This window comes from Rhizobium sp. WW22 (assembly GCF_047041135.1).
Lineage (GTDB): Bacteria > Pseudomonadota > Alphaproteobacteria > Rhizobiales > Rhizobiaceae > Rhizobium.
Map to the genome: position 1 here is coordinate 178364 of NZ_CP178199.1, position 23153 is coordinate 201516.

At 57.8% G+C, this 23153-nt stretch carries 18 protein-coding genes and 5 pseudogenes; 11 read left to right on the forward strand and 12 right to left on the reverse strand.

The features are described 5' to 3' along the window. Positions 1-26 precede the first annotated feature (26 nt). Positions 27-3479, forward strand: coding sequence for a chemotaxis protein CheB (locus ACK83U_RS19755; protein ID WP_112611056.1), 3453 nt, complete (start codon positions 27-29; stop codon positions 3477-3479). 63 nt (positions 3480-3542) lie between these two features. Here the strand turns inward: ACK83U_RS19755 and ACK83U_RS19760 are convergent. The 3 genes and pseudogenes from ACK83U_RS19760 to ACK83U_RS19770 form a co-directional block, all read right to left on the reverse strand. Continuing rightward, positions 3543-4105 (reverse strand): annotated as a pseudogene (locus ACK83U_RS19760) (transposase). 325 nt (positions 4106-4430) lie between these two features. Next, on the reverse strand, positions 4431-5456 hold the full coding sequence (locus ACK83U_RS19765) for an IS110 family transposase (protein ID WP_112611646.1): 1026 nt from the start codon (positions 5454-5456) through the stop codon (positions 4431-4433). Positions 5457-5756: 300 nt separating this feature from the next. Beyond that, on the reverse strand, positions 5757-6071 hold the full coding sequence (locus ACK83U_RS19770; protein ID WP_112611648.1) for a hypothetical protein: 315 nt from the start codon (positions 6069-6071) through the stop codon (positions 5757-5759). 921 nt (positions 6072-6992) lie between these two features. Here ACK83U_RS19770 and ACK83U_RS19775 point away from each other — a divergent pair. Both ACK83U_RS19775 and ACK83U_RS19780 read left to right on the forward strand, forming a co-directional pair. Then, a complete protein-coding gene (locus ACK83U_RS19775; RefSeq protein WP_112611652.1) occupies positions 6993-7244 on the forward strand; it encodes an Sf3a2-prov protein in 252 nt (83 codons plus the stop codon). An 83-nt stretch (positions 7245-7327) separates the two neighbouring features. Then, positions 7328-8251: pseudogene (locus ACK83U_RS19780) on the forward strand (ISL3 family transposase); the annotation flags it as partial. Positions 8252-8270: 19 nt separating this feature from the next. Here the strand turns inward: ACK83U_RS19780 and ACK83U_RS19785 are convergent. Next, a complete protein-coding gene (locus ACK83U_RS19785; RefSeq protein WP_034513032.1) occupies positions 8271-8693 on the reverse strand; it encodes a MarR family winged helix-turn-helix transcriptional regulator in 423 nt (140 codons plus the stop codon). Between the two features lie 41 nt (positions 8694-8734). Next, on the reverse strand, positions 8735-9193 hold the full coding sequence (locus tag ACK83U_RS19790; protein WP_112611660.1) for a MarR family transcriptional regulator: 459 nt from the start codon (positions 9191-9193) through the stop codon (positions 8735-8737). A 113-nt stretch (positions 9194-9306) separates the two neighbouring features. Between ACK83U_RS19790 and ACK83U_RS19795 the strand changes: the two genes are divergently transcribed. The 7 genes and pseudogenes from ACK83U_RS19795 (at position 9307) to ACK83U_RS19825 (ending at position 17419) form a co-directional block, all read left to right on the forward strand. Further along, positions 9307-11127 carry a chloride channel protein gene (locus ACK83U_RS19795; protein WP_412474970.1) on the forward strand — a complete coding sequence of 607 codons (1821 nt, stop codon included), beginning with the start codon at positions 9307-9309 and terminating at the stop codon, positions 11125-11127. A 187-nt stretch (positions 11128-11314) separates the two neighbouring features. Beyond that, positions 11315-11479 (forward strand): annotated as a pseudogene (locus ACK83U_RS19800) (dihydrodipicolinate synthase family protein); the annotation flags it as partial. Positions 11480-11992: 513 nt separating this feature from the next. Further along, on the forward strand, positions 11993-13318 hold the full coding sequence (locus ACK83U_RS19805; protein ID WP_112611624.1) for an NAD(P)/FAD-dependent oxidoreductase: 1326 nt from the start codon (positions 11993-11995) through the stop codon (positions 13316-13318). Between the two features lie 53 nt (positions 13319-13371). After that, positions 13372-13989 (forward strand): aspartate/glutamate racemase family protein, encoded by a 618-nt coding sequence (locus tag ACK83U_RS19810; RefSeq protein ID WP_112611614.1) that lies wholly within the window; start codon positions 13372-13374, stop codon positions 13987-13989. A 366-nt stretch (positions 13990-14355) separates the two neighbouring features. After that, positions 14356-15780: an aldehyde dehydrogenase family protein gene (locus tag ACK83U_RS19815; protein WP_112611616.1), complete on the forward strand. Its 1425-nt coding sequence runs from the start codon at positions 14356-14358 to the stop codon at positions 15778-15780. A 53-nt stretch (positions 15781-15833) separates the two neighbouring features. After that, positions 15834-17009, forward strand: coding sequence for a DSD1 family PLP-dependent enzyme (locus tag ACK83U_RS19820; RefSeq protein ID WP_112611618.1), 1176 nt, complete (start codon positions 15834-15836; stop codon positions 17007-17009). Then, a complete protein-coding gene (locus tag ACK83U_RS19825) occupies positions 17009-17419 on the forward strand; it encodes a RidA family protein (protein WP_112611620.1) in 411 nt (136 codons plus the stop codon). Before ACK83U_RS19820 ends, ACK83U_RS19825 begins: the two co-directional genes overlap by 1 nt. A 47-nt stretch (positions 17420-17466) precedes the next feature. On the opposite strand, the pseudogene ACK83U_RS19830 reads toward ACK83U_RS19825, so the two are convergent. Next, positions 17467-17660 (reverse strand): annotated as a pseudogene (locus ACK83U_RS19830) (DDE-type integrase/transposase/recombinase); the annotation flags it as partial. A gap of 54 nt (positions 17661-17714) precedes the next feature. Next, positions 17715-18418, reverse strand: a protein-coding gene (locus ACK83U_RS19835) for an IS6 family transposase (protein WP_412474971.1) whose coding sequence is annotated in 2 segments (ribosomal slippage) — positions 17715-18193 and positions 18193-18418 — 705 coding nt in all. Because the reading frame shifts where the segments join, the coding sequence is not laid out codon by codon here. 33 nt (positions 18419-18451) lie between these two features. Between ACK83U_RS19835 and ACK83U_RS19840 the strand changes: the two genes are divergently transcribed. Then, the gene (locus tag ACK83U_RS19840) at positions 18452-18694 is read left to right on the forward strand and encodes a hypothetical protein (protein ID WP_183716135.1); all 243 of its coding nucleotides are present in this window, start codon (positions 18452-18454) and stop codon (positions 18692-18694) included. Positions 18695-18917: 223 nt separating this feature from the next. On the opposite strand, the pseudogene ACK83U_RS19845 reads toward ACK83U_RS19840, so the two are convergent. The 5 genes and pseudogenes from ACK83U_RS19845 to ugpE all read right to left on the reverse strand — a co-directional run. Next, a pseudogene (locus ACK83U_RS19845) lies at positions 18918-19265 on the reverse strand (helix-turn-helix domain-containing protein); the annotation flags it as partial. 225 nt (positions 19266-19490) lie between these two features. Beyond that, complete coding sequence (locus tag ACK83U_RS19850; protein WP_112610385.1) at positions 19491-20492, reverse strand: inorganic phosphate transporter; 1002 nt, start codon at positions 20490-20492, stop codon at positions 19491-19493. Continuing rightward, positions 20492-21109 (reverse strand): DUF47 domain-containing protein, encoded by a 618-nt coding sequence (locus ACK83U_RS19855; RefSeq protein ID WP_112610383.1) that lies wholly within the window; start codon positions 21107-21109, stop codon positions 20492-20494. The genes ACK83U_RS19850 and ACK83U_RS19855 overlap by 1 nt, the downstream gene beginning before the upstream one ends. Positions 21110-21250: 141 nt before the next feature. Continuing rightward, the gene (locus ACK83U_RS19860; RefSeq protein WP_112610381.1) at positions 21251-22303 is read right to left on the reverse strand and encodes a sn-glycerol-3-phosphate import ATP-binding protein UgpC; all 1053 of its coding nucleotides are present in this window, start codon (positions 22301-22303) and stop codon (positions 21251-21253) included. Beyond that, entirely contained in the window at positions 22303-23151 is an 849-nt protein-coding gene (gene ugpE / locus ACK83U_RS19865; protein ID WP_112401258.1) for a sn-glycerol-3-phosphate ABC transporter permease UgpE, read from the reverse strand. Before ugpE ends, ACK83U_RS19860 begins: the two co-directional genes overlap by 1 nt. Positions 23152-23153 lie beyond the last annotated feature (2 nt).

A 23153-nucleotide genomic window follows, 5' to 3' on the forward strand; every position in this document is an offset into this window, starting at 1 on the left:
TGGCGGTTGACAATAACAGAGGCTACATGACGGATCTTACTGAGAAACCCTTCAACAGCAGTCAGAACTTCGTACCGGTGTGTGCGATCGGAGCGTCCGCAGGTGGCGTGGCGGCTCTGCAAACCATGTTCAGGCTGATCGCTCCCGATCTCGGTTTGGCTTACGTCGTCATTCTCCATCTATCACCAGACGAGCCTAGTGCGCTGCGAGAGATTCTTTCCGTTTGCACACGCATGCCGGTCTACCAGATAGAAGACACTCCGACGCTTATGGCAAACTGCGTCTATGTCATCCCGCCAGACCGCGAACTCGTTATCGAGGGCGACAGCATCGCAGCGCGACCGTTTACGGAGCCTCGGGGCAAACGGGCTCCTATCGATATGTTTTTTCGTTCTGTGGCGCTAGCCCGCGGCGACGGCGTCGCGATTGTGCTGACAGGAGCTGGAACCGACGGCTCGCTTGGTGTCACAGCCGTCAAGGAAGCTGGCGGCGTCATCATGGTGCAGGATCCCGCAGAGGCGGCCTTCCCATCCATGCCGCGGAATGCCATAGCGACAGGAGCGGCTGATTTCGTTGCACCGATTGCACGCCTTATTGAGCATCTCGCCGAAGTGGCTGGCAGCAAGGACGCTGTGCGGTCTCTCGATGTAAAGGGATCAGCAAGCGATCTTCGGCGCATTGTCGCATTGTTGCGCTCTCGCGTCGGCCATGACTTTTCCGCCTACAAGCGCGCCACAGTCATGCGGCGTGTCGTTCGTCGAATGCAGGTGAGCCGAAGTAAGACGCTCACCGAGTACGCCGATTACCTAATAGCCACCCCTGACGAAGCAATGGCCCTTTTCTCCGACCTTCTAATATCGGTAACGATGTTTTTTCGGGATGAACATGCTTTTGCGGCACTGGCGCGCCAGGTGATATGCCCCCTGGTTAGTGGATACGATGCAGCAAACGAGGATAGCGTACGAGTGTGGGTCGTCGGTTGCGCAACAGGCGAAGAAGCCTACAGCGTCGCAATCTTGCTCCACGAGGAAATGGCTCGGCAAAGCGTAAATATACCGCTGCAGATTTTTGCGACAGACCTTGACGAAGCTGCCTTGGCGGTGGCCAGGGAAGGTCGTTATCCTCGATCAATCGAGGCCGATGTTTCGCAAGAGCGACTTGCGCAGTTTTTTGTCGACGAGGGGACCCACTTTCGTGTGCGTAAGGAGCTTCGCGAAACAGTCCTTTTTGCCAAACACAGCATTCTCAAAGAGCCGCCGTTTATGCGGCTCGATTTGATCACATGTCGCAACCTGCTGATCTATCTTGAACGCGGGCTGCAAGCCCAGATTTGCTCGCTGTTCAGCTATAGCCTGCGAACCGGGCGTTTTTTGTTCCTGGGTTCGGCGGAAACAGTCGATGCCGCTGCCAATCTTTTTGCGCCAATAGACCGACAGGCGCGGATTTACAGCGCCCGCGCAAATGGCACCCAATTGCTTCCTATCCTTCCGCAGTTTGCTGTTTCAGAACAGCTTGCAGATTTTACCCGTCCCATTCCGCTCGTCAGCGATCGGGGAGCTCTGCCTGCGGCTCTCCACGTCGCGTCATTGGAGCAACACGCGCCAGCTAGCGCGCTCCTCGATGACAGCGAGAATATCCTGCATCTTTCCCCAACTGCCGGTCGCTTCCTTCTCCATTCTGCAGGCCCAGTCTCACGGTCACTGACGGCGGTTGTAAGACCGGAGTTGCGCCTGGGCCTTGGCATCGCGCTTGCACGCGCACTGGAATCGGGGGAGCCGTCGTTGACATTTCCGACGGTTGTCGCCTTCGACCACGGCAAACGGCGTGTCGCATTACAGGTAACTCCGGTTAGGAACGAGACGGACAAGGCCACTCAAGCGCTCGTGTTCTTCCTGGATGGCGGTATCGTGCTCGAAAACGAGGATGCTGCCCAGGTTTCTGACACCCGACCCGATGAAGTGCGTCGCATTTACGCGGAGCTGAAAGCGTCACAAGAAGCCTTGATGATGAGCCGAAACGGGCACGAGGCTCTCGTCCAGGAGCTCCGTGCGGCCAACGAAGAACTTCAGTCGATGAATGAGGAATACCGCTCGACAGCCGAAGAGCTTGAAACTTCAAAGGAAGAGCTGCAGTCTATCAATGAGGAATTGCACACAGTCAACGCCGAACTGAAAAACAAGCTCGATAGCATATCTGCCGCGCACAGCGACCTACAGAACCTGTCGTCTGCGACGGAGATCGGCACCCTCTTTCTCGACTCCGATCTCAGGATCAAGATGTTTACCGCACCGGTCGCCGAGCTCTTCAATATCACCCGGCACGATATTGGTCGCGCAATCACGGACTTCACACACTTTCTCGACTATGACGATATCGACGCTGATGCGCGAAAGGTTTTGAAGGATCTGGTGCCGATCGAGCGAGAGGTCACCAGCCGGCGGGGCAAGGAATTTTCCATGCGCCTTCGGCCTTACAGAACCGTGGAAGATAGGATTGATGGGACCGTCGTTACATTCGTGGATGTCTCGGAACGAGCCCGTGCGCAAGCAGCGCTAAGAGAGAGTGAGAATCGCTTCCGTCAATTCGGAGAGGCGTCACAGGACATCCTCTGGATCCGAGATGCAGAGACCTTGCAATGGTCGTATCTAACGCCGGCGTTCGAAAAAATCTTTGGCCTGGACCGTGAAGCGGCGCTGCGCGCTGACAATATGCTCGGCTGGCTTGAGTTGATCGTGAAAGAGGATCGGGACGGTGCTGCGGAAAACCTCCGCCGAGTTCGGAGCGGAGAATTTGTGACGTTCGACTACCGTATCGAGCGGCCTACCGACGGCAGCATTCGATGGCTCCGCACAACCGACTTCCCCATCAAAGACGGCAATGGCAAGATTGTCCATTTGGGCGGGATCTGCCACGACATCACATCAATAAAGAAAGCGGAAGAAGCGTTGGCAACTGCGCAATTACGCCAACGTGCCTTTCTAGAAGGGATACCGCAACTTGTCTGGCGAGCCACTGAGGGGGGACATTTCACGTGGTCTGGTCCGCAGTGGATGAACTACACCGGACAGAAAGAACTTGAAAGCCATGGGCTGGGGTGGCTCGAAGTCGTTCACCCTGACGACCGTGAGGTAGCAACGAAGACCTGGGAAGACGCGATCGAAATGGGCGGCTTCGAAATCGAATATCGTATTCGCAACGCTGAAACAGGCTCGTATCGCTGGTTTCGTACGCAGGCGACGCCAGTTCGCGATGACAATGGCACAGTTCTGGAATGGCTCGCCACATCGACAGACGTGGAAGATCTCAAAGCTTTGCAGGCGCGGCAAGAAATGCTGGTTGCCGAACTGAAACTTCGCAGCGCGAACCTGATTTCTGAGGTTCAGAAACTGACCGACATTTCCATCCAAGATAGCAGCAGCTTGGATGATTTCCGGCACCGTTTCTCCGAGGGGCTAATTTCATTGGAGCGTTCAGAGTAGGCGTCGTATTGGCTTTGGTGCGCGGCTCGGGTGTTTTTCAGAGTCCGCACTTTGATGCTGTTGCTACGGCGTTGCAGTCTTGCAGCGGACGGATTTCGGGCGTGCGCATGCCAGCATTCTATTGAGGACGGCGCAGCCGATGGCGACTTCCGTCTGCTGGGCGCCGAATGAGCGTGCCCGTAGTCGGTGTCCGATGATCGACTTGTAGCGACCGATCGCAGTCTCGACCAGCGATCGCTTGCCATATCCCGTAGCGGCTTGCCACTTCAACCGGCCATCGGTGTTGCTCGCCGCAATGTGTCGGTCTCGCTGGCTCGAAGGATCGGCGTCCGGCCGTTCCACCGCATTGGCGCGTGGCGGAATGACCACGACAGCACCGGCACTGTGCCTGGTGACGGCGTCATAGGTCGGATTGCCGTCATAGGCGCCATCGGCCGCGAACTGGCCACCGCGCGTCGTGCGCTTCGGCGCCTGCCAGGACGACAGGGCCACAGGGCCTCCGCCGTGATCCACAGGGTCAGACTACCGCATCGACGAAGACCTGCCTCATATTCCGCCCAGTTCGTGACCTTGAACTTCATCTTGCCAATGCGATGGCGGCGGGAAGCATTGTACTTGAAAGGCATCGTGACGAAGACCGGTTATTGCGATTGCCGACCACGTACGACAACGCCATTAACGAACCGCGCACCATGTGTAGACACCCGGTTGGCAAGAGGAATCTTTGGGTCGGCATTTGCGCGTTGTCGGTGCTGACATGTGTCCGGCCTGTTGTGCGGCTTTCTCATATGCCGCTGGCCCGTATGGTGTTCGCAGGTCAGGTCCAAATCAACGCCGCGTGCTCTTGAGACACTTTGGTGCGCACTGGTTTTCCTGATCCCGTCTCACGACCGTTGCGCCATACTTCCAATGACCTCTCTCGCCGCGACGTCCCCCTCGGTTACGTTGGCGTTAAGCCGCAGCAACCGGAGCTCTGTATATTCCTCCCCTGGACATGATCGCCCAGACGATGCGCGCCATCTTATTGGCAAGCGCCACTCTCACCAGCATCGGTGGTTTGCGCGCCAGTATCCTGGCCAGCCATGATCCAGGCGCTGCTCCCTTGCGGGCGCGCCACACGACCTCGCTATTGGCTCCCATGATCAGGAGCCGCCGCAGAGATCGTTCCCCCATCTTCGTCGTGGAGCCGAGACGTTGCTTGCCGCCTGTCGAATGTTGTCGCGGCACGAGCCCAAGCCATGCGGCAAAGTCCCGTCCACGTTTGAAAGTTTCCGGCGATGGTGCAAGCGCCACCAGTGCGCTGGCAATCAGCGGCCCAATTCCGGGAATTGTCATCAACCGACGCACTGTCTCATCTTCACGGGCCCGGCGCACGATCTGCGCATCCAGCGCCCGGATCTGGTCATTCAATTGCGACAAGGTCGCCGTCAGAAACCGCAGAGCAGTCCGTGCCGTTTCCGGAAGCGCTGTTTGCGGATCCTCGACCATCGCGAACAGTTTCGGACCGTAGCCCAAGCCCTGCGGTGCCACCTCGCCGAATTCTGCCAGATGGCCACGCAGCGCATTGATGGTCTGCGTTCGTTGCCGAATCAGCAGATCGCGGGTGCGTAATACCACTGCTGCTCCTTGTGTCTCTTCGCTCTTCACGGCAACAAAGCGCATCGTTGGTCGTTGCGCTGCCTCGCAGATCGCCTCGGCATCGGCCATGTCGTTCTTTTGACGCTTCACAAACGGCTTCACGTAAGCCGGAGGGATCATCCGGACCTCGTGTCCCAGACGGCCGATCTCGCGAGCCCAGAAATGAGAACTTCCGCAGGTTTCCATCGCAACCAGGCACCGTGGCAGGCCACCAAAGAATTTCAAAACCTGTCCGCGCCGCAACTGCTTGCGAAGCACAGTTACCCCAGATGCATCCGCGCCATGGACCTGAAATACCGTCTTGGCCAGATCCAGACCAATCGTACGAACTTCAATCATGATGCCCATCCTCCAATGGTGGCTTCAAACAAACTCACCTTGCCACACACTGCGATCGTCGCGGGCGTCTATATCATCAATGCCCAGCTGCGCGTCCAAGCCATCGCCGGCCGCTATAGGATTTCTAAAAGTGCTGCTGACGTTCTGCAAGCCTGACGCGTAATAGTGGAAGTGCCAGAGTGGGAGAAGCGCGAAAAGCCGCTCGCTCGACTATCACCGCGTATTCCGTCGAGTAGGAGAGCACCTCATTTCCCATTGTTGAGAGCGTAGCAAAACCTCGTGCGCCCTTCCTAGCCACCATCAATGCAGTCGAGTGGCACCGCCTTCATTTTCCCATCGCTCAAGCGCGATTTTTCTCCAGAGCACATTACCAGAAACCGCAGGGAGATTAGCGCACCTTGCGCTAGCTTCCATCGCCGGGGGCGAGGAGTTTGGAATCTCGTTTGAGTCGTTGTGCGCTAGGGTTCGATGGTCGTCTGCCAAGATTGCTGCTTTTAGCTTTTTCTCTTCTCGTCGAAGCAGCTCCACGAGAACGCTTTTCTGAATATCGCTCTGCTCCGCAAGGAGCAAAGTATTGAAGTTTTGGATGTTTCTCTTTGCAATGAAGATATCCATGGGCTGCCTCGCTTTCACTATTGGAGGCGAGAACCGGCATCTGAGGCGAGCCGGTTGGCAAACACTTCTGCCCATCAGAGATTGCGCCAAGTTGGTAAACGTGATGCATCCTCTTCTCCGACTGGTCCACAGATTAGGCTCTTGACTGACAGGCAGCAAGTAATTTTCACATTCCGGTGGCCGACGTGATCGCAGTTCAGATCACAAGTCGCGCCGGGCGTCCGTTTCTTCGTTCGGCATTGTTGTAGTAGCTGGCCGTCTGCGTCATCGAGCACTCGCGAAAAAGATGGCGCGGATAGCTTGGAAGGTCATGGTCTCGGGAGAGGGCACTGTAAACTTAATGCTGTCCGGCCAAAAATCTCACCCTCTGCTTTCGCTTATGCCGTTTTCAAGCGTGCGATCCCATTCCACATCTCCATGGCTGTGAATAAGCGTTGAAGAATCACCCCGTCGAGAGCGCGCTTAAGCTGTTGAAATAGATTTGACTTTCCGTAATATTGGCGGGTTGCAATCGGCGTCGGTCATAACCCCCGCAAGCCACCCGCTTTTGCCATTAATTTCAAATCGTTGTCGGGACTTTCAACAGGGTCAGTGTTCCGAGCCTGATCACACACTGCGCCAAGTCAACAACACGAGTGGTGGCGGGCATCTCGGCGGCACGAATTTCGGGCAGGCCTTCGATGCGAAGACATCATCCAGCAAGAGCAGAAACGATAAATCCCGCAAGCCTGAGCGCATCAAATAGCCTTAAATGGAGAGCGATACTGATTTTGTCAGCGTCGCTCTCGTCTCGCCTCGATCAGCAGATCGCGATCCTTCGGGGCGATGGAACGGCTTCTTTTAAATGCGGCCTTTGTGATGACCGCATACGCGGCCTGTTCGTCAGTGCTCATCGCTCCACGCCCTCAGGAGGAAACAGCTATGCAAGTCGAAAATCGTCCAGGTCCGTCAGGACACCGCGTGACGTCGAACCCTCCTGATCCGGTCGGCACAGAAATACTCGAACTCCCGGATTTGAAAGCCTCGGATGAGGCGACCAGAGAGGCATATGAGCGTGGCGGCGAAGCTGGTATGCGGGACGTGACAGGTGAGGAAAATCCTTATCCGGAACGAAGCGTGCTCGCCAAGGCTTTCGAACACGGCTACCTCGATGGCCAAAAGGTGCAGAGATAAAACTGTAAGCTATCGAAATGGCGGGTTCTTCCTCAATTTCTGTGGTTAACAGAGTGTTAGCGCCACGACTGCTATCTGCGGGGATGCGAACGCAATCGAAATGGTCACCCGGCCCAGGGGTCAAAATTCTGGGTATCACGCTTCATGATGAAGAAAACTGGGTTGTTTCGGCTGCTGCGAAACCGGTCGGCATCTGCCCAGATTGCGGAACACGAAGCCGACACAGGCACGGCTGGCACAACCGCCGCCTCCAGGACTTGCCTGTTCAAGGTCAAGTGGTGAGAATCAAACTCGCTCTGAACCGATGGCAGTGTCGACACAGGAAATGCGGGCGACGAACCTTCACCGACAGATTGCCCGGGATTGCTGCACCCTATATGCGACGAACTGGGCGGATGGCGGAGATTGTCGGCTTGATTGGCCACAGACTAGGTGGTCGTCCAGGAGAGAACTTGATGCATCGGCTCGGTATGCCGGTCAGCGACGACACGATCTTGCGGCAGTTGAAGCGCGGTAATCCGGCATCCATACAAAAAGACACTATTCGGGTCGTGGGCATTGATGATTGGAGCTGGCGGCATTCCTCGCGATACGGGACAATCATGGTCGATCTTGAGCGTCATTCGGTCGTCGATGTTCTGGAGGACCGCAGCGTCGAGAGCGCAAAATCTTGGTTGCAAGAGCGTCCGACGATCGAGGTCGTGAGCCGAGATCGCTGCGGCTTGTATGCACAGGCAGCCCGAGAGGGGGCGCCCCAAGCCCGCCAGGTGGCTGATCGTTTTCATCTGGTTCAAAATCTCAGGGAGGCAATCAAGGAGCAGATCAGCGTTTATGGTCACGCCCATATTAGGCCGATACTCTCCGAAGATGCTATCGCCAGCGCCAGGTCACAACAGCGCCGTGCCCGCTTGGCGCACAGGCAATCTCGTCAGGAAATTTTCGACACGCTTCAAGCTTTGCGCCAGCAGGGCCTCACCTACAGCGAGATTGCAAGGCGGACCGGATACCACGATGAAATCTTCGTCGTCAGGCGATTTTGGCCTGCAGGCGTTGCAGGATCATGATGAGTTCGGGTGCCATTTCCCGTATTTCCTTGAGGTGCACAGCGCTGAGCCGCAGCAGGACGTCGTCTGCCTTCGCGGTCAGCGTCAATGTCTGTCGCCGTTTGTCCTGCGGGTCCGAGTGTCGTGTCACCAAATCGGCGGCGCTCAATCGTCCAACGAGCTCGGTCGCTGTGTGGGGTGCAATCAGTAGACGGTTCGCCAGCAATCCGATGGTCATAGCATCATTGACGGGCTGCGCCTTGATCGCGAGCAAGGCCTGGTGCTGCTGGCTGGGAAGTCCTTCTTCCTGGGCAGCCGATGTGCTGAAATCCATAAATCTGCGCAGCGTATAGCGTAAATTGGCCAACGCTTCATAATCACTGCCACTCAAAGTTTCTTTCGTCATCTGCACGATCTCAGTATTTGCGTCGCTCTAGCCAACCACATCTATGCCATCCAGGCGATTTTCTCCAGCTTGCGTCGATCCTGGAGGATACGCAGTGCTTGCATCAGCTCCGGAGCCATCTCCCTGATTTCGTGCAGATGCGCTCCGCTGAGCTTTGCCAGAATGCGTTCGGCCTTGTCCATCAATCGTACGATCTGCCAGCGGCCATGGGCCTTGCTCGATATGCGCTCAATATAGCCCGCCTCGGCGATCCTGCTCACAAGCTCCGTTGCTGAATGCGACGCAATCAGCAGCCGATCGGCGAGCATTCCGACGGTCATCTCTTTTTCAGGTGGTAGCCCTTTGATCGCAAGCAGCGCCAGATGTTGCTGTGGCGTCAGGCCGAGATTCGATACTTCCGCGTTACTGAACTCCGTAAATTTTCGCAGTGCATAGCGCAGGTTCGCAAGGGCCTCATAATCTCCCGGCGAAAGGGCATCCTCATGTGTTTTCGTGGTCATGCTGCAACTCCATCAGTCACAAAGATGTTGATTTATATCGTATCACGACATATCGGGGAAGCGATGAAAAAATGCGCCTGCGTTGAACAGCAGCGCGATTTGGAGACAACGCATTGAAAAACCCGGAAAGCAGACCACACCATCGTCAACATGATTTCACCGGCGGCCTTGCCCGACGGGAGGCTGGCGACTTCACAACAGACAAGCGCGTGCTTTTATTGATCGGCATGGCGATTATCGTCGGCACGGGCGGCGCCTTAGCCGCCTGGTTACTCGTCAATTTGATTTCGCTTGTGACAAACGTTGTGTGGCTCGGACACGTCAGCACGCAAGCGTCTTCACTCGCGAATGCGCCGCGATCGGCCTGGATGGTGGCGGCTCCCGTGATCGGTGGCCTCGTGATCGGCCTGTTGGCCCGGTTCGGCTCTGACAAGATCCGCGGGCACGGTATTCCCGAGGCCATCGAGGCCATCCTGATCGGCGGCAGTCGGATGTCACCCAAAGTCGCACTTCTAAAGCCGCTTTCATCGGCCATCTCCATTGGAACCGGCGGCCCTTTCGGCGCGGAAGGTCCGATCATCATGACCGGCGGTGCCATCGGCTCGCTGTTTGCGCAATGTTTCCACATGAGCGCTGCGGAACGCAAAACGCTGCTGGTTGCAGGTGCTGCGGCCGGTATGACAGCGATTTTCGGATCGCCGATTGCGGCAGTGATGCTGGCTGTCGAATTGTTGTTGTTCGAATGGAAACCGCGCAGCTTCATTCCCGTTGCGGTGGCGGCATGTGTTTCGATCTACTGGCGACCGCTACTGTTTGGACAAGGTCCACTTTTTCCGACCAATTTCCAGAGCCATCTTCCCTGGTGGAGCGTGTTTCTCTGCCTTGCGATGGGCATCATTTCCGGTCTGCAGTCCGGTCTGCTGACGACCTTGCTTTACAAAATTGAGGATGCGTTCGAACGGTTACCGATCCATTGGATGTGGTGGCCTGCGCTCGGTGGCTTAGTAGTGGGGCTTGGTGGGTTGATCGAACCGCGTGCGCTTGGCGTCGGCTATGACATCATCTCGGATCTGTTGGGCAGCCATATCGTTGCCAAAGCGGTCCTTGCAATCCTTCTTGTTAAGGCCGGGATCTGGCTGGTGGCTCTGTCCTCTGGAACGTCAGGTGGCGTGCTTGCGCCGCTCCTCATTCTCGGTGGTGCTCTCGGCTGGCTCGTTGGGCTCGTCTTTCCCGGAGATCCAGGCTTCTGGGCCTTGCTGGGCATGGCTGCCATGATGGGTGGCACGATGCGTGCGCCGTTGACTGGAACGTTCTTCGCGGTCGAGATCACCGGCGACATCAGCGCCCTTGTGCCGCTGCTTGCAGCGACGGTCACAGCCTACGCCGTCACCGTTCTGCTGCTCCGCCGTTCCATTCTGACCGAAAAGATTGCACGTCGCGGTCAGCATATCACCCGCGAATACGGCATTGATCCCTTTGAACTGACACGTGCATCCGAAATTATGATCCGGCAAGTTGACACTTTGTCTGCAAATATAAGCCTCGGAGAGGCCTGTAGCTTCTTTTCATCTCAACAAAAAAGCCATCGCGTCTATCCGGTCGTCGAAGATAGTGGCCTGCTTGCAGGCGTGGTCTCTCGTGCCGACGTGCTGCGTTGGCAGGGTGACGAAGATCTTGCCGGCCAAAGTCTTAAGGAAAACATTTCTGACGGTTCGCTCCCCGTCGGTCATCCCGACGACACCGTTGGATTCATTGCCGATCTCATGCTTGCCGCAGACACCGGCCGAATCCCTATCATAGATCGATCGACCGGCAAACTTGTTGGCCTAATCGCGCGTAAGGACTTGTTGCGGCTCAGGAGTTCCTTGAAATCTGCCGAACTCGAGCGGCGTCCTTATTTTGGAGCTCATCCGAAAGCGGTCACTGACCAATGATCGTTGAGCAGACGCGAATTTTTCGGAGAGATCGCACCTATAGCTCCCGTGGGGTTTTCCGCAAGGCCGTAGGCATTTGCGGTCGTGTTTTGGCGGGCCGAAACAGCGTTACCCACTGCGATCAGGACAGGATTTTCGTAACCGACCTCCTTCATGCCCACAGCAGGATTCATGAGGCTGCCGTGGGCTTGCCGTTCACGCTGCCTTGGAGAAAGGCGATTTCGCCGCTGCGCGCGCCATCGTCAACAAGCTTGAGCCCTTCGAACGCATGCGCACGAAGTTCCGCAACGGAACAAACGTTACCGTCGTCAAGGAGGCCGTGACCTATTCCGGCCTCGATGTCGGTCCTGTGGTGCATTGATAGTAACCGAGGAGGCTCATTCTACTAACGACAGAGAACATTGCCATAAAAATTCAACGCGCTGAGCAAATCGCAGATATGAGGCCGAGGGTTCAAATCTATTCAAGGCGGTAGACGTTCGTAAATCGGGTCAGCCCTTCGTGGGCGAGGCCCGCCAGTAGTGTACGCCTTCGGCAGCTTTACGCCGTCATATCGGTCGTTCAGCAGAGCTAAGCCATTCCCCGAAACCCGTCATCCAGCGGACCATACCAGGGCGCGAAGCGCAAGAAGAGACGCTCAGAAGCATCTCCGTGAAGACCAGAGATTCTCGGAAGACCACGTACTCCCGTCCAGGTCTGCCGGTGCAAGCGTTGTCGCGTGCTTCGAGGGTCGCGCCGCCTCTTCCGCGTCATTTGCTGAATGCAGGCAATATTCGGCGCAAAATACCGAAATGCTGATGCAGTAGGTGCATTCTGCGGCACCAATTGCCGATAATGCCAGTTCCTGTTGATCGTCGAGGCGCCGATGTCCCCTACAATCCACCACATCTGCAGTGATGAAGCGCTGCCCAAGTCTGCGGACGTTGTAGTGATCGGCGGCGGGATTGTCGGCGCCAGCGCGGCCTATTTTCTGGCGCGGCGCGGCCTGTCGGTGGCGCTGATCGAAAAGGGATATGTCGGTTGCGAACAGTCGAGCCGGAACTGGGGCTGGTGCCGCCGGCAGAACCGCGATGCACGTGAGTTGCCGATCGCCAATCTGGCGCTGCGGCTGTGGGAACAACTCACCAAAGAGATCGGGCATGACCTTGGTTTCCGCCGTTGCGGGCTCATCTATGCGAGCTCCGATCAAAAGCAACTCGCCGAATGGGACAAATGGCGCGAGGTTGCCGAACGGTTCGACGTCAATACGCGGATGCTTACGGCCAATGAGGCCGCCGCCGCCGTTCCTGCGGCTAGCGGCCGCAAGTGGCTGGGCGGGGTCCACGCGGCAGACGACGGCAAGGCCGAGCCATGGCTCGCCGCCCCCCGGATAGCTGAGGGCGCGCGCATGCATGGCGCCACCATTCATCAGAACTGCGCAGCACGCGGACTGGACATCACCAATGGGCAAGTGAGTGGCGTCGTCACTGAGAATGGCACCATCCGCACCAGCGCGGTACTCTGTGCAGCCGGCGCCTGGGCTTCCGCTTTCCTGCGCATGCACGCGGTTTCGCTGCCCCAGGCCAGCGTCCGTCAGACCGCCTTACGGACTGGCCCTGCGCCGGATTTTGGCGGGGCAATCTATACGTCTGACTGTGCCCTGACGCGCCGGATCGATGGCAGCTACACGGTAGCCGTCAGCGGCAGGGCGAAGCTCGAACTCACACCGCAGAGCATCCGCTATGCGCGCCCGTTCATGCCCATGTTCATCAAGCGACTGAGTACCATCGAGATCGGCATGGGCCGCTCGTTCTTCCAGGGTCCGGAAACACTCGAGCGCTGGCATCTCGACAGGCCAACCCCGTTTGAACGTATCCGCGTACTCGATCCCGCTCCGGACATGCGGCTGGTGGCAACCATAATGACGCGGGTAAAAGCCTTGTTCCCCGCCGTTGCCGATGCAGGCATTGTGTCCTCTTGGGGTGGATATGTCGACTGCACACCGGATGCCATACCCGTGATTTCACCGGTGGACAGCATCGCAGGCGTGTACACCGCCGCAGGCTGTTCCGGACACGGCTTCGGAGCTGGCCCTGGCATTGGCCATCTGGCGGCGGATCTGGTCGCGGGCGACGCTCCATGCGTCGATCCGACCCCATTCCGGTTGTCGCGTTTTACGGACAGATCGAAAATTGAAGTGGGCGCCATCTGATGCGATTTGGCCGCAGATGAGCGAGATCTTCGTAGAAGCTATATGGAAATCATATGTCAATACCAAGCGCTCCAGCCAGAAACCTGGCGTTCATCCATACCGTTTCGGGCCTTGTTTCCGAGTTTGAGGGCCTCGCGAAACAACATCTGCCCGACTGGAAGCCATTCGCGGTTCTCGACGAGAGCCTCTTGCGGGATACGATCGAGCGCGGGTCGTTGTCCGATCTGACGATACGGAGGCTCGCGATCTACACATGGTCGGCAGTCGATGCGGTTGCGCCGCTTTGCCCTGTGCCGCTGTTCCGAATTGACGAAGGCATGGCCAAAGCCGCCGTCGAGCATGGAAATCGCATAGGCGTCATGGCGACCTTATCCACGACGCTGGTCCCGACGATGGATCTGCTGAAGCGCCAGGCACATGAGGCGGGCAAGGACGTGATGATCGACGATGTGCTTGTTCAGGGCGCGTTTCAACTCCTCGCCGGCGGGGACGTGGAGACCCATAATGCGCAATTGCGCCAAGCTCTCGAAGAGCTATCGCAGAAGGTCGACGTAATCGTCTTGGCGCAAGCATCGATGGCGCGTGCGGTGCGGGGAATGACACACTGCATTCCAGTTCTGACAAGCCCTGTGTTTGGGATCGAAAACGTGAAACGGCGTTTAGAGCAGTGATAGGATGAAAGAGAGAATGCAAATGCCTCGCCATCCTCGAATACTATCGATGCTACACCTGTAGCGGAACAGACTAAGATATGACCGACAGCCAAAGCCGTTGCAACGACGAGGCACCTGTTGGGTGACCGTGTTACAAGGATGGTTCATATCCGCGATCGGAAAATCATCGGGGACGCGCACCTATTCGCTGGTGAGCCAGGCGCTCGGCTAGGGCTGCTGCGAGCCACACCTCAAGTGGGAGGCTTGAAGTCAAGACTGCTTGGTAACGGGGTTCCGCCTCCGTTGATTGCCCGCCCTTTTTACCCTTTAGGCCACTTTAGCCCCCGCGAAATGGCCGTCATGTCGTAGCGCAAGGAAACCCTTATGATTGAGAGAGAAAGCAGTTTCTACATTGACGGCCAGTGGCAGGAATTCAGGGATGTGGCCCGTCTACCCGTCATCGATCCGACGTCGGAAATGGTGACCGGGCAGATTGCAGCGGGAGGAGCCCGCCACGTGGACATCGCCGTTGCGGCCGCCCGCAAGGCATTTCCGAAATTTTCGCAAATGCCTGTGCCGGAAAGGATTAGTCTGCTTGGCAGGATGCATTCCCTTCTGAAGGAGCGCGCCGAGGCTTTTGCGCAGGCCCTCGTCACGGAAATGGGAGCCGCGATCAGCTTTGCACGCGCGTCACAGGTGCCTTTTGCCGCCGAGCATATCCGGGTTCAGATGGAGGTTCTCGAGAAATATCCCTTCGTTGCGGTCGATGGGACACGAGCGACGACTAGGGAAGCCATCGGCGTCTGTGCCTTGATCACGCCTTGGAACTGGCCGCTTTATCAGATCACCGCCAAGGTGGCCCCGGCCATCGCTGCTGGCTGCACGATCGTGCTCAAGCCCAGCGAGCTCTCGCCTTACAGCGCCCTCCTTTTTGCACAGCTGATGCATGATGCAGGTACGCCACCGGGAGTGTTCAATCTGGTCAATGGCACAGGCGAGAGCGTCGGAGCGGCTCTTGCCAGCCATCCGGAGGTCGACATGATTTCCATTACCGGCTCGACGCGCGCGGGCGTGCTCGTCGCACAGGCCGCTGCACCCACCGTCAAGCGGGTCGTTCAGGAACTCGGCGGCAAATCACCCAATATTCTTCTTGATGACGCCGATTTAGACGAGGCAGTTGCGAAGGGCGTGCTGGCCGGCATGCGCAATGTCGGCCAGTCGTGTAGTGCGCCGACCCGGATGCTCGTTCCCGCGCATCGGCTTGCCGAGGTCGAAGATTTGGCAGCGAAGACTGCGCGCGCACTCGTTGTTGGCGATCCGCGTGATCCGCAAACCAACATGGGACCTATTGCCAATCGCGCCCAGTTCGAGCGTGTCCAGGCGATGATTCAAGCCGGCATCGATGACGGCGCCAAGCTGTTGTGCGGCGGCCTCGGGCGCCCAAACGAACTGAACCATGGTTTCTTTGCCAGGCCGACGATCTTTTCCGAGGTGACGCCCGACATGCGGATCGCGCGGGAGGAAATCTTCGGCCCCGTGCTTTCCATCATGTCCTATAGGGATGAGGATGACGCTGTCTCGATTGCCAATGACAGCGTCTATGGTCTCGGCGCCCATGTGCAGTCCTCCAATTTAGAACGGGCGCGAAGGGTCGCGGCGCGGATCCGGGCGGGCCAGGTTCATATCAACTATCCGGCTTGGGACGGAGCAGCCGCCTTTGGTGGTTACAAGCGGTCGGGCAACGGGCGTGAATACGGGGTCTATGGGCTCGAGGAATATCTCGAGACGAAATCCATCCTCGGATTTTGACGCCGTCAGGACTGCAAAGAAAGCAAGATCAAAGGCAAACGGAAATGGAACGGATGGAACAGACGGTTGCGACGACCGCCCACACGGAAACGGAAATGACGCTTCAAACATTGGAGACGCCCTGTCTGGTGCTGGACGCCGAGCGGATGGAGCGGAACATCAAGCGACTGAGGAGCCGGCTGGATGGTCTGGGCGTCTCGCTGCGCCCGCATCTGAAGACAGCCAAGTCTGCCGAGGTAGCCCGCCGGGTGATGACGACGCCCGAAGGCCCGGCAACAGTCTCCACGCTAAAGGAAGCAGAGCAATTTGCGTCCGCAGGCGTTCGCGACATGATCTACGCGGTCGGGATCACGCCTTCCAAGATTGCCCGTGTTCTGGCGCTGCGAGAGAAGGGGGGCGATCTGGTCGTCGTTCTCGACAGCGTTGATCAGGCCCATGCGATCGCCGAGGCGTCCCTGAATGCGGGAATACCCATCCCGGCCATGATCGAAATCGATTGCGACGGGCATCGGTCCGGGATTGCGCCAGCCAATCGGGCCTTGCTTCTGGAAGTCGGGCAAGCGCTGGCGGCGGGCGCCGAATTGCGGGGGGTGATGACCCATGCCGGCGATAGTTATAAGGGCGGCGGCGTAGAAGCGCAGCAGCGCTATGCCGAAGCGGAGCGGTTGGCCGTTGTGGAGGCCGCGCGGGTCCTGCGCGCCGCCGGTCTATCTTGCCCAGTCGTTAGCGTTGGCTCGACCCCAACCGCGCATCATGCGACGGATCTTTCCGGTGTGACGGAGGTCCGCGCCGGCGTGTTCGTCTTCTTCGATCTGGTCATGGCCGGCATCGGCATCTGCCAGGTCAGCGACATCGCGCTCAGCGTTCTTGCGACGGTAATCGGACATCAGCGTGAAAAGGGCTGGATCATCACTGACGGCGGGTGGATGTCGCTTTCGCGTGATCGCGGCACGGCCAAGCAGGCTGTTGATCAGGGCTACGGTCTAGTCTGTGACATCGATGGCAACCTTTATGGCGACATTATTGTTGCCGACGCCAATCAGGAGCACGGAATTATCGCAGTTCGTCCCGGGTCGGGTGCGCAGCTGCCCGATCTTGCGGTGGGGGAACGGGTGAGGATTCTGCCGAACCATGCATGTGCAACCGCTGCGCAGCATGACGCATATCATGTCGTGCGCGGGCATTCGCAAGTGGTCGAGGCCTGCTGGCCGCGCTTTGGAGGTTGGTGATGTCCGCACCTATTAACGTCAGTACAGATCACGCTCCGGCCCCGGCAGGGCATTATGTGCAGGCAAAGGTCGCTTTTCAACATATCTTCATCTCCGGCCAGCTTCCTATCCGGCCGGACGGGGCGCCGCTCCATGACGACAGCTTCGAGACGCAGGTCGAACAGGCAATCGACAACGTGTTGGCAATCTTGAAGGCTGCGGGCGGCGCCCCGGCTGACCTCGTCAGAGTGACCGCCTACATAGTTGGGGTCGGCAACTGGCCGCGCTTCAATCAGATCTATGCGCAGCGACTGGGGGACGCAAAACCGGCCCGCACCGTTGTGCCAGTGCCTGAACTTCACTACGGATATCTAGTCGAAATCGACGCAATCGCATTCGTTGGCAACAATGGCAGGGAGAACTTCATATAAAATACCGCCCATCGAGTTTCACGATGCTTGGTCCGGTTTATTATTTGGATGGTGTTGCCGAATTTACCGACGGCCCGGAAAAGGTAGGTCCATTGTCCGCGCACCTTAACGTAGGTTTCATCGACGCGCCAGCTTGTTGACTGCGGCCGGCGCCAGTGCGAGCGCAACCGCTTTCCATTTCCGGCGCTTATTTCCGGACCCGGCGATAAATCGTGGAATGATCTACGAGCACGGCCCTTTCATCGGTTCTGTTGCAAAATTTGAGGTAGTCGCGTCGACCGATTGCCACGGCTGCTCAGAACGCGGCAGCCAGGCTCTCAACCTGATCAGAGATTGACGGGTTGGCAGCGTAAGCGTCCTGCAATTGGCGCTTTCGTAGCATGTGGATCATCTCAATTCCGGACAATGTTGCTATGGCCGATTTAAATGACTTGAAGCCGAGCATCGGTCTGACACGCCGCTTGATGCGCCGGTGATCCTGCTCGATGCGGTTGTTCAGATACTGACTCTGTCGAATGCATAGGGATTCAGGGCGACGGCAGGACCGATCCTGAAGGCGGCTTGTGGTGTCACAGGAAATGATCGCTTCCCGGTTGGTCTGGCTGCCATCGATGACAATGCGCTCCGACCGGCCGTGCCGGGCGAAAGCCTTTCTGAAGAAGCATTTGGCAGCCGGCGGGTTGCGCTTCTCGCTGAAGAAGAACTCGACCGTGTCGCCGTTGCTGTCGATGGCGCGATAGAGATACGTCCATCGGCCGCGAACCTTGATATAGTGTCGTCGGCGTGCCGCTTGCCAGTGATGGCGCGCTTGCGCCGATTGAACCGATCCGCCAACGGGGGCGCAAAGTGGACGACCCAGCGATGGATCGTCGAATGATCGACGCTGATGCCGCCTTCGGCCATCATTTCCTTCAGGTCGCGCAGGCTCAGGCCATAGCTCAGATACCAGCGCACGCACAGCAAGATCACCGACTGCTCGAAATGCCGACCTTTGAACATTGCCAATCTCCGCGACTTCCGGAGATCAATGCCATGTCACCAGTAACCAGGAAGTTTGCAACAGAAGCCCTGCGTCGCATGCTGATCCATGGGGCCAGGGCCGCCATGCCGCATCTGGCACGAACCCAGACCGCAACTGGAGCGTGGCTACGAGGACTGATCGCGCGCGCTCATCCAAACATCGTTATCGTCGCATTGGCGGCAAAGATGGCGCGCATCATTTGGGCAGTGTTGCAGAAACGTGTGATGTTCGAACACACAGCCGCCGTGTCGTAGTCGAGGCGTTGCTGCCTCGCGAGTATCTGCGGGTGGAATGAGGAAGATGGCCTGACAGTTAGACGACGCCTTGAAAACCCGATCAAAAAGATGGCGGACCTCGCCGAAGCGTTTATGAGGATCAGGGCGTGCGGAGCTCCATCTTGGCCAAGGCATGCTTTGAGACCGGATACGTTGGTGCAGATTGATCAGGCTCTTTCATACCACTTGCAGACGGGCGAGCCATACGTTTTTTGAAGCGCAGCCCCTCGCGGCGCAGGAAACGCCAAACGGCGTCATGCGAGACAATGACGCCTCTGACCGCCAGTTCGTCCTTGAGACCATGCAGGCTGATTTGCGGGCTCTGCGCAATCCGCTCGGCTATGAAAGCGCGATGTGGTTCCAAAAGACGTTTGCGATGCCCTCCCATCTGACCGGGCGCGACCGAACCGCTGCGGCGATACCGCTGCGACCACTTCACCACAGATGAGACCGAGACACCAAACCGCACCGCCACCGAGCGGCAGCTCTCTCCCGCCGCTACAGCGCCCACGACACGTTCACGCAGATCATTCGAAAGAGGTGCGACCATCGATGCTGACCTCCTCTCAGCCAGCATCTTGAATCACATTCCACAGCAAAAGGGAATCTGCGATTCTAACAAAATCAGAAACGCTCTAGACCAACAGGTCGCCGCAAAGATCGGGAAGGCGCAAACGGAAATGCTGGCTGTGAATCGGCGCGATGATTAGGGGCAAATCGGCGTCACAAGCTGTTGATATTTCAAGGATGGGCGGGGTCATTCGGCGACGCCGATTCACACCCAGTTCGTGATCCAGTAGGCTATTGCCGAGATAGCCGCCGCCGCGGGCAGGGTTATTATCCATGCGACGACGATATTGCTCGCCAATCCCCATCGAACCGCCGAGATCCGCCGCGCGGCGCCGACACCGACGATTGCGCCCGTGATCGTATGGGTCGTCGAGACTGGGATGCCAAGCCATGTCGCGGCGAACAAGGTCAAGGCGCCACCGGTCTCAGCGCAAAAGCCCTGCATTGGATTGAGCCTCGTGATCTTCGAGCCCATCGTGTGCACGATCCGCCAACCGCCAAACAGTGTCCCGAGCGCCATCGCGGATTGACAGGATAACACCACCCACAGGGGCACGTGGAACTCCGCACCGGTATGACCTTGGGAGTAGAGCAGTACGGCGATGATGCCCATGGTCTTCTGGGCGTCGTTTCCGCCATGGCCGAGGGAGTAGAGAGAAGCGGAGACGAATTGCAGGACGCGGAAGGTGCTGTCGACGGCGAAAGGCGTCTGGCGAACGAATATCCATGTCACGCACAGCACGAGGAAGAGCGCGAGCACGAAGCCAAGCAGTGGCGACATGACGATGGCGCCGGCCGTCTTCAGCAGGCCGGACCAAACAATGGCATCCATGCCAATCTTCGCCACGCCGGCACCGACGAGGCCACCGACCAGAGCATGCGACGAGCTTGATGGGATGCCCAGTACCCAGGTCACGATATTCCATATGATCGCCCCTATCAGGGCGGCGAAGATGACCTGTGGCGTGACGATGTTGGGATCGATAATGCCGGTGCCGAGGGTTTCGGCGACGTGGAGCCCGAAGAACAGGAAAGCGATGAAATTGAAGAATGCGGCCCATAACACGGCGTATTGCGGTCGCAGGACCCGGGTCGAGACGATGGTGGCAATTGAGTTGGCTGCGTCGTGCAGCCCATTCAAAAAATCGAAGAACAATGCCACCGCGATGAGGCCCACCAGCAATGGGAAAGCGAGAGTGGCCTCCATCAGACGTTCTCGATTACGATGCCGTTGATTTCATTGGCGACATCCTCGAAACGGTCTACCACCTTCTCCAATTCACCAAAGATCTCGCTGCCGATCATGTATGCCATTGGATTGGTGCCGCCATACCGGCGAAAGAGATCTTTTAGACCTTGATCATGTAGCTCATCGGAGCGACCCTCGACCTTTACGACCTCTTCAGTGAGCGCGCTGAGGCGAGAAGAGTTGGCACTCATGCGATCAAGGAGAGGGATTGCCTCGGCTACCAGTTTTGCGGCCTCGACGATCGCCTTGCCCATTTCCTGCATACCGGGATCAAAGCTGTCCTGTTCGAATAGCCGGATGGTCTTGACCGTCTTGTGCATCATGTCGATCGCATCGTCCATTGACATGATGAGATCCTTGATGTCGCCACGGTCAAAGGGCGTGATGAAACTGCGCCGAGTGGCAAGCAGAACTTCGCGCGTGATGTCATCGGCCTCGTTCTCGAGCTCAACGATGCGCTGGCAGTGCTGCTCCGTGTCTTTGCCAGCCAGCAATTCGTTCAGAGCTTCCGCCGCGCTGACGATCGTGCGCGAATGTCGAGAGAAAAGATCAAAAAAACGGTCTTCTCTCGGCATCAGTCTACGAAACCAGTTCACTTTCCGCACTCCAAACAGGCGTTGTCATAAATCCGTCATAAATGACGGGGCCCGACATGGAAAGCCGAGACATCCGCAAAACGGCGCTCTCCGACAGTCTCATCACAAGATTTGAACTGCTTATGCGCGGTCTAATCGGTTCCCGTGACCGTCGAAGAAATGCAGGCTGTCGGCGGAAGCGGCAACCACGCATTCGCTGTCAATTGCGATCCGGGACCGCCCCGAAACTCGAAAGACGATGGTTTGGCCATCCGCCAGAGCACCGTAGACATAGCTTTCCGCCCCGACGAGCTCCACCGCCTGGACACGCGCTTTTGCGCTGAACGCCGCATCGCTCGCGCCATCGGCCAGGTGAAGGTCCTCGGGCCGAACGCCGATCGTCGTGTCAGCGCCGATAAGGCGGCCGCCGGGTGAAAGCGCAATTGTGCTGCTTTCGGTAGATTTCAGAAGGTTCATGGAAGGCGAGCCTATGAAGGTCGCAACGAAGGTCGTGGCGGGTCGTTCATAGAGTTCGATGGGTGTGCCGACCTGTTCGATTCGCCCGCCATTCAAGACGACCAGGCGATCGGCCAGCGTCATGGCCTCCATCTGGTCATGGGTGACATAGACGCTCGTGGTCGCGAGAGATCGTTGCAGCCGTCTGATCTCGACACGCATTTGCACCCGCAGCTTGGCATCGAGATTGGAGAGCGGCTCGTCGAACAGGAACGCCGCCGGCTCGCGCACGATGGCACGGCCCATCGCCACACGTTGCCGCTGGCCGCCGGAGAGCTGACGTGGCTTGCGCTCGAGGAAAGATTCGATCTCCAGCGATCGAGCTGCCGACTGGATGCGCTGGTCTATTTCCGCAGCTGGCACATTCCTGTTCTTCAGACCATATGCCAGGTTCTGGCGCACGGTCATGTGCGGATAAAGCGCATAGTTCTGAAAGACCATCGCGATGTCGCGTTCGGAGGGTTCCAGACGATTGACGATGCGGCCGCCTATATTGATTTCGCCGGATGTGATGGCTTCAAGACCTGCGATCATACGCAGGAGCGTGGACTTGCCGCAGCCGGAAGGCCCGACCAGCACGACGAGTTCGCCGTCGGCGATATCGAGCGACACGCCCTTGATTGCATCAACGTTGCCGCCATAGGTTTTGCGGACATCCTTGAGGGTGATCCCAGCCATTATTTCTCCGTCTCCACAAGACCTTTGACGAACCAGCGCTGCATCAGCACGACGACGAGAATGGGCGGGATGATCGCCAGGATCGCCGTCACCATCACGAAATTCCAGGGTGTCGCCGCATCGGCGAAATCCACCATTTTCCGCAGCCCAATAATGATCGTCGACATCTTCGCGTCGTTGGTGACGAGCAGTGGCCACAAATATTGCGTCCAGCCGTAGATGAAGAGGATCACGAAAAGGGCTGCGATATTGGTCTTCGACAGCGGCAATAGGATATCGCGCATGAAGCGAAAGGGGCCGGCATTGTCGATGCGGGCGGCTTCCAGCAGCTCCCCCGGCACCGTCAGGAAGAACTGCCGGAACAGGAATGTCGCCGTTGCCGACGCCATCAGCGGTAAAGTCAGACCTGCATAGGTGTCGATCATTCCAAGATCGACGATAACCTTGTAGGTCGGCAAGATGCGCACCTCCACCGGCAGCATCAGCGTGACGAAGATCATCCAGAAGAACACCATCCGCAGTGGAAAGCGAAAGAAGACGATGGCAAAGGCCGACAGGAAAGAGATCGCGATCTTGCCGGCAGCGATGACGACTGCAACGACAAATGTATTCCAGAGCATCCGCTCGAGGCTGACGCCGACCACGCGCTCGACACCGCCGTTCAGCGCCTCGCCATAGTTTTCGGCGAAATGGCCGCCGGGCAGCAGCGAGATCGGCGGCCGCAAAATCTCGGCCGACGTCATCGTCGAGGCGACGAAGGTGTAATAGATCGGGAAGGCGACGATGATAATGCCGATGATCAGCATCAGATGGCCGATCAGATTGGCGATGGGGCGTTTTTCAATCATCG

Excerpts from the sequence above, each read along its gene's own strand:
- ACK83U_RS19820 (WP_112611618.1), top strand. The coding sequence starts at position 15,834 with ATGGAACAGACGGTTGCGACGACCGCCCACACGGAAACGGAAATGACG.
- ACK83U_RS19785 (WP_034513032.1), bottom strand. The coding sequence starts at position 8,693 with ATGACGAAAGAAACTTTGAGTGGCAGTGATTATGAAGCGTTGGCCAAT.
- ugpE (WP_112401258.1), bottom strand. The coding sequence starts at position 23,151 with ATGATTGAAAAACGCCCCATCGCCAATCTGATCGGCCATCTGATGCTG.
- ACK83U_RS19770 (WP_112611648.1), bottom strand. The coding sequence starts at position 6,071 with ATGGATATCTTCATTGCAAAGAGAAACATCCAAAACTTCAATACTTTG.
- ACK83U_RS19860 (WP_112610381.1), bottom strand. The coding sequence starts at position 22,303 with ATGGCTGGGATCACCCTCAAGGATGTCCGCAAAACCTATGGCGGCAAC.
- ACK83U_RS19755 (WP_112611056.1), top strand. The coding sequence starts at position 27 with ATGACGGATCTTACTGAGAAACCCTTCAACAGCAGTCAGAACTTCGTA.
- ACK83U_RS19850 (WP_112610385.1), bottom strand. The coding sequence starts at position 20,492 with ATGGAGGCCACTCTCGCTTTCCCATTGCTGGTGGGCCTCATCGCGGTG.
- ACK83U_RS19790 (WP_112611660.1), bottom strand. The coding sequence starts at position 9,193 with ATGACCACGAAAACACATGAGGATGCCCTTTCGCCGGGAGATTATGAG.
- ACK83U_RS19825 (WP_112611620.1), top strand. The coding sequence starts at position 17,009 with ATGTCCGCACCTATTAACGTCAGTACAGATCACGCTCCGGCCCCGGCA.
- ACK83U_RS19765 (WP_112611646.1), bottom strand. The coding sequence starts at position 5,456 with ATGATTGAAGTTCGTACGATTGGTCTGGATCTGGCCAAGACGGTATTT.
- ACK83U_RS19810 (WP_112611614.1), top strand. The coding sequence starts at position 13,372 with ATGTCAATACCAAGCGCTCCAGCCAGAAACCTGGCGTTCATCCATACC.
- ACK83U_RS19805 (WP_112611624.1), top strand. The coding sequence starts at position 11,993 with ATGTCCCCTACAATCCACCACATCTGCAGTGATGAAGCGCTGCCCAAG.
- ACK83U_RS19855 (WP_112610383.1), bottom strand. The coding sequence starts at position 21,109 with ATGCCGAGAGAAGACCGTTTTTTTGATCTTTTCTCTCGACATTCGCGC.
- ACK83U_RS19815 (WP_112611616.1), top strand. The coding sequence starts at position 14,356 with ATGATTGAGAGAGAAAGCAGTTTCTACATTGACGGCCAGTGGCAGGAA.
- ACK83U_RS19840 (WP_183716135.1), top strand. The coding sequence starts at position 18,452 with ATGTCACCAGTAACCAGGAAGTTTGCAACAGAAGCCCTGCGTCGCATG.
- ACK83U_RS19775 (WP_112611652.1), top strand. The coding sequence starts at position 6,993 with ATGCAAGTCGAAAATCGTCCAGGTCCGTCAGGACACCGCGTGACGTCG.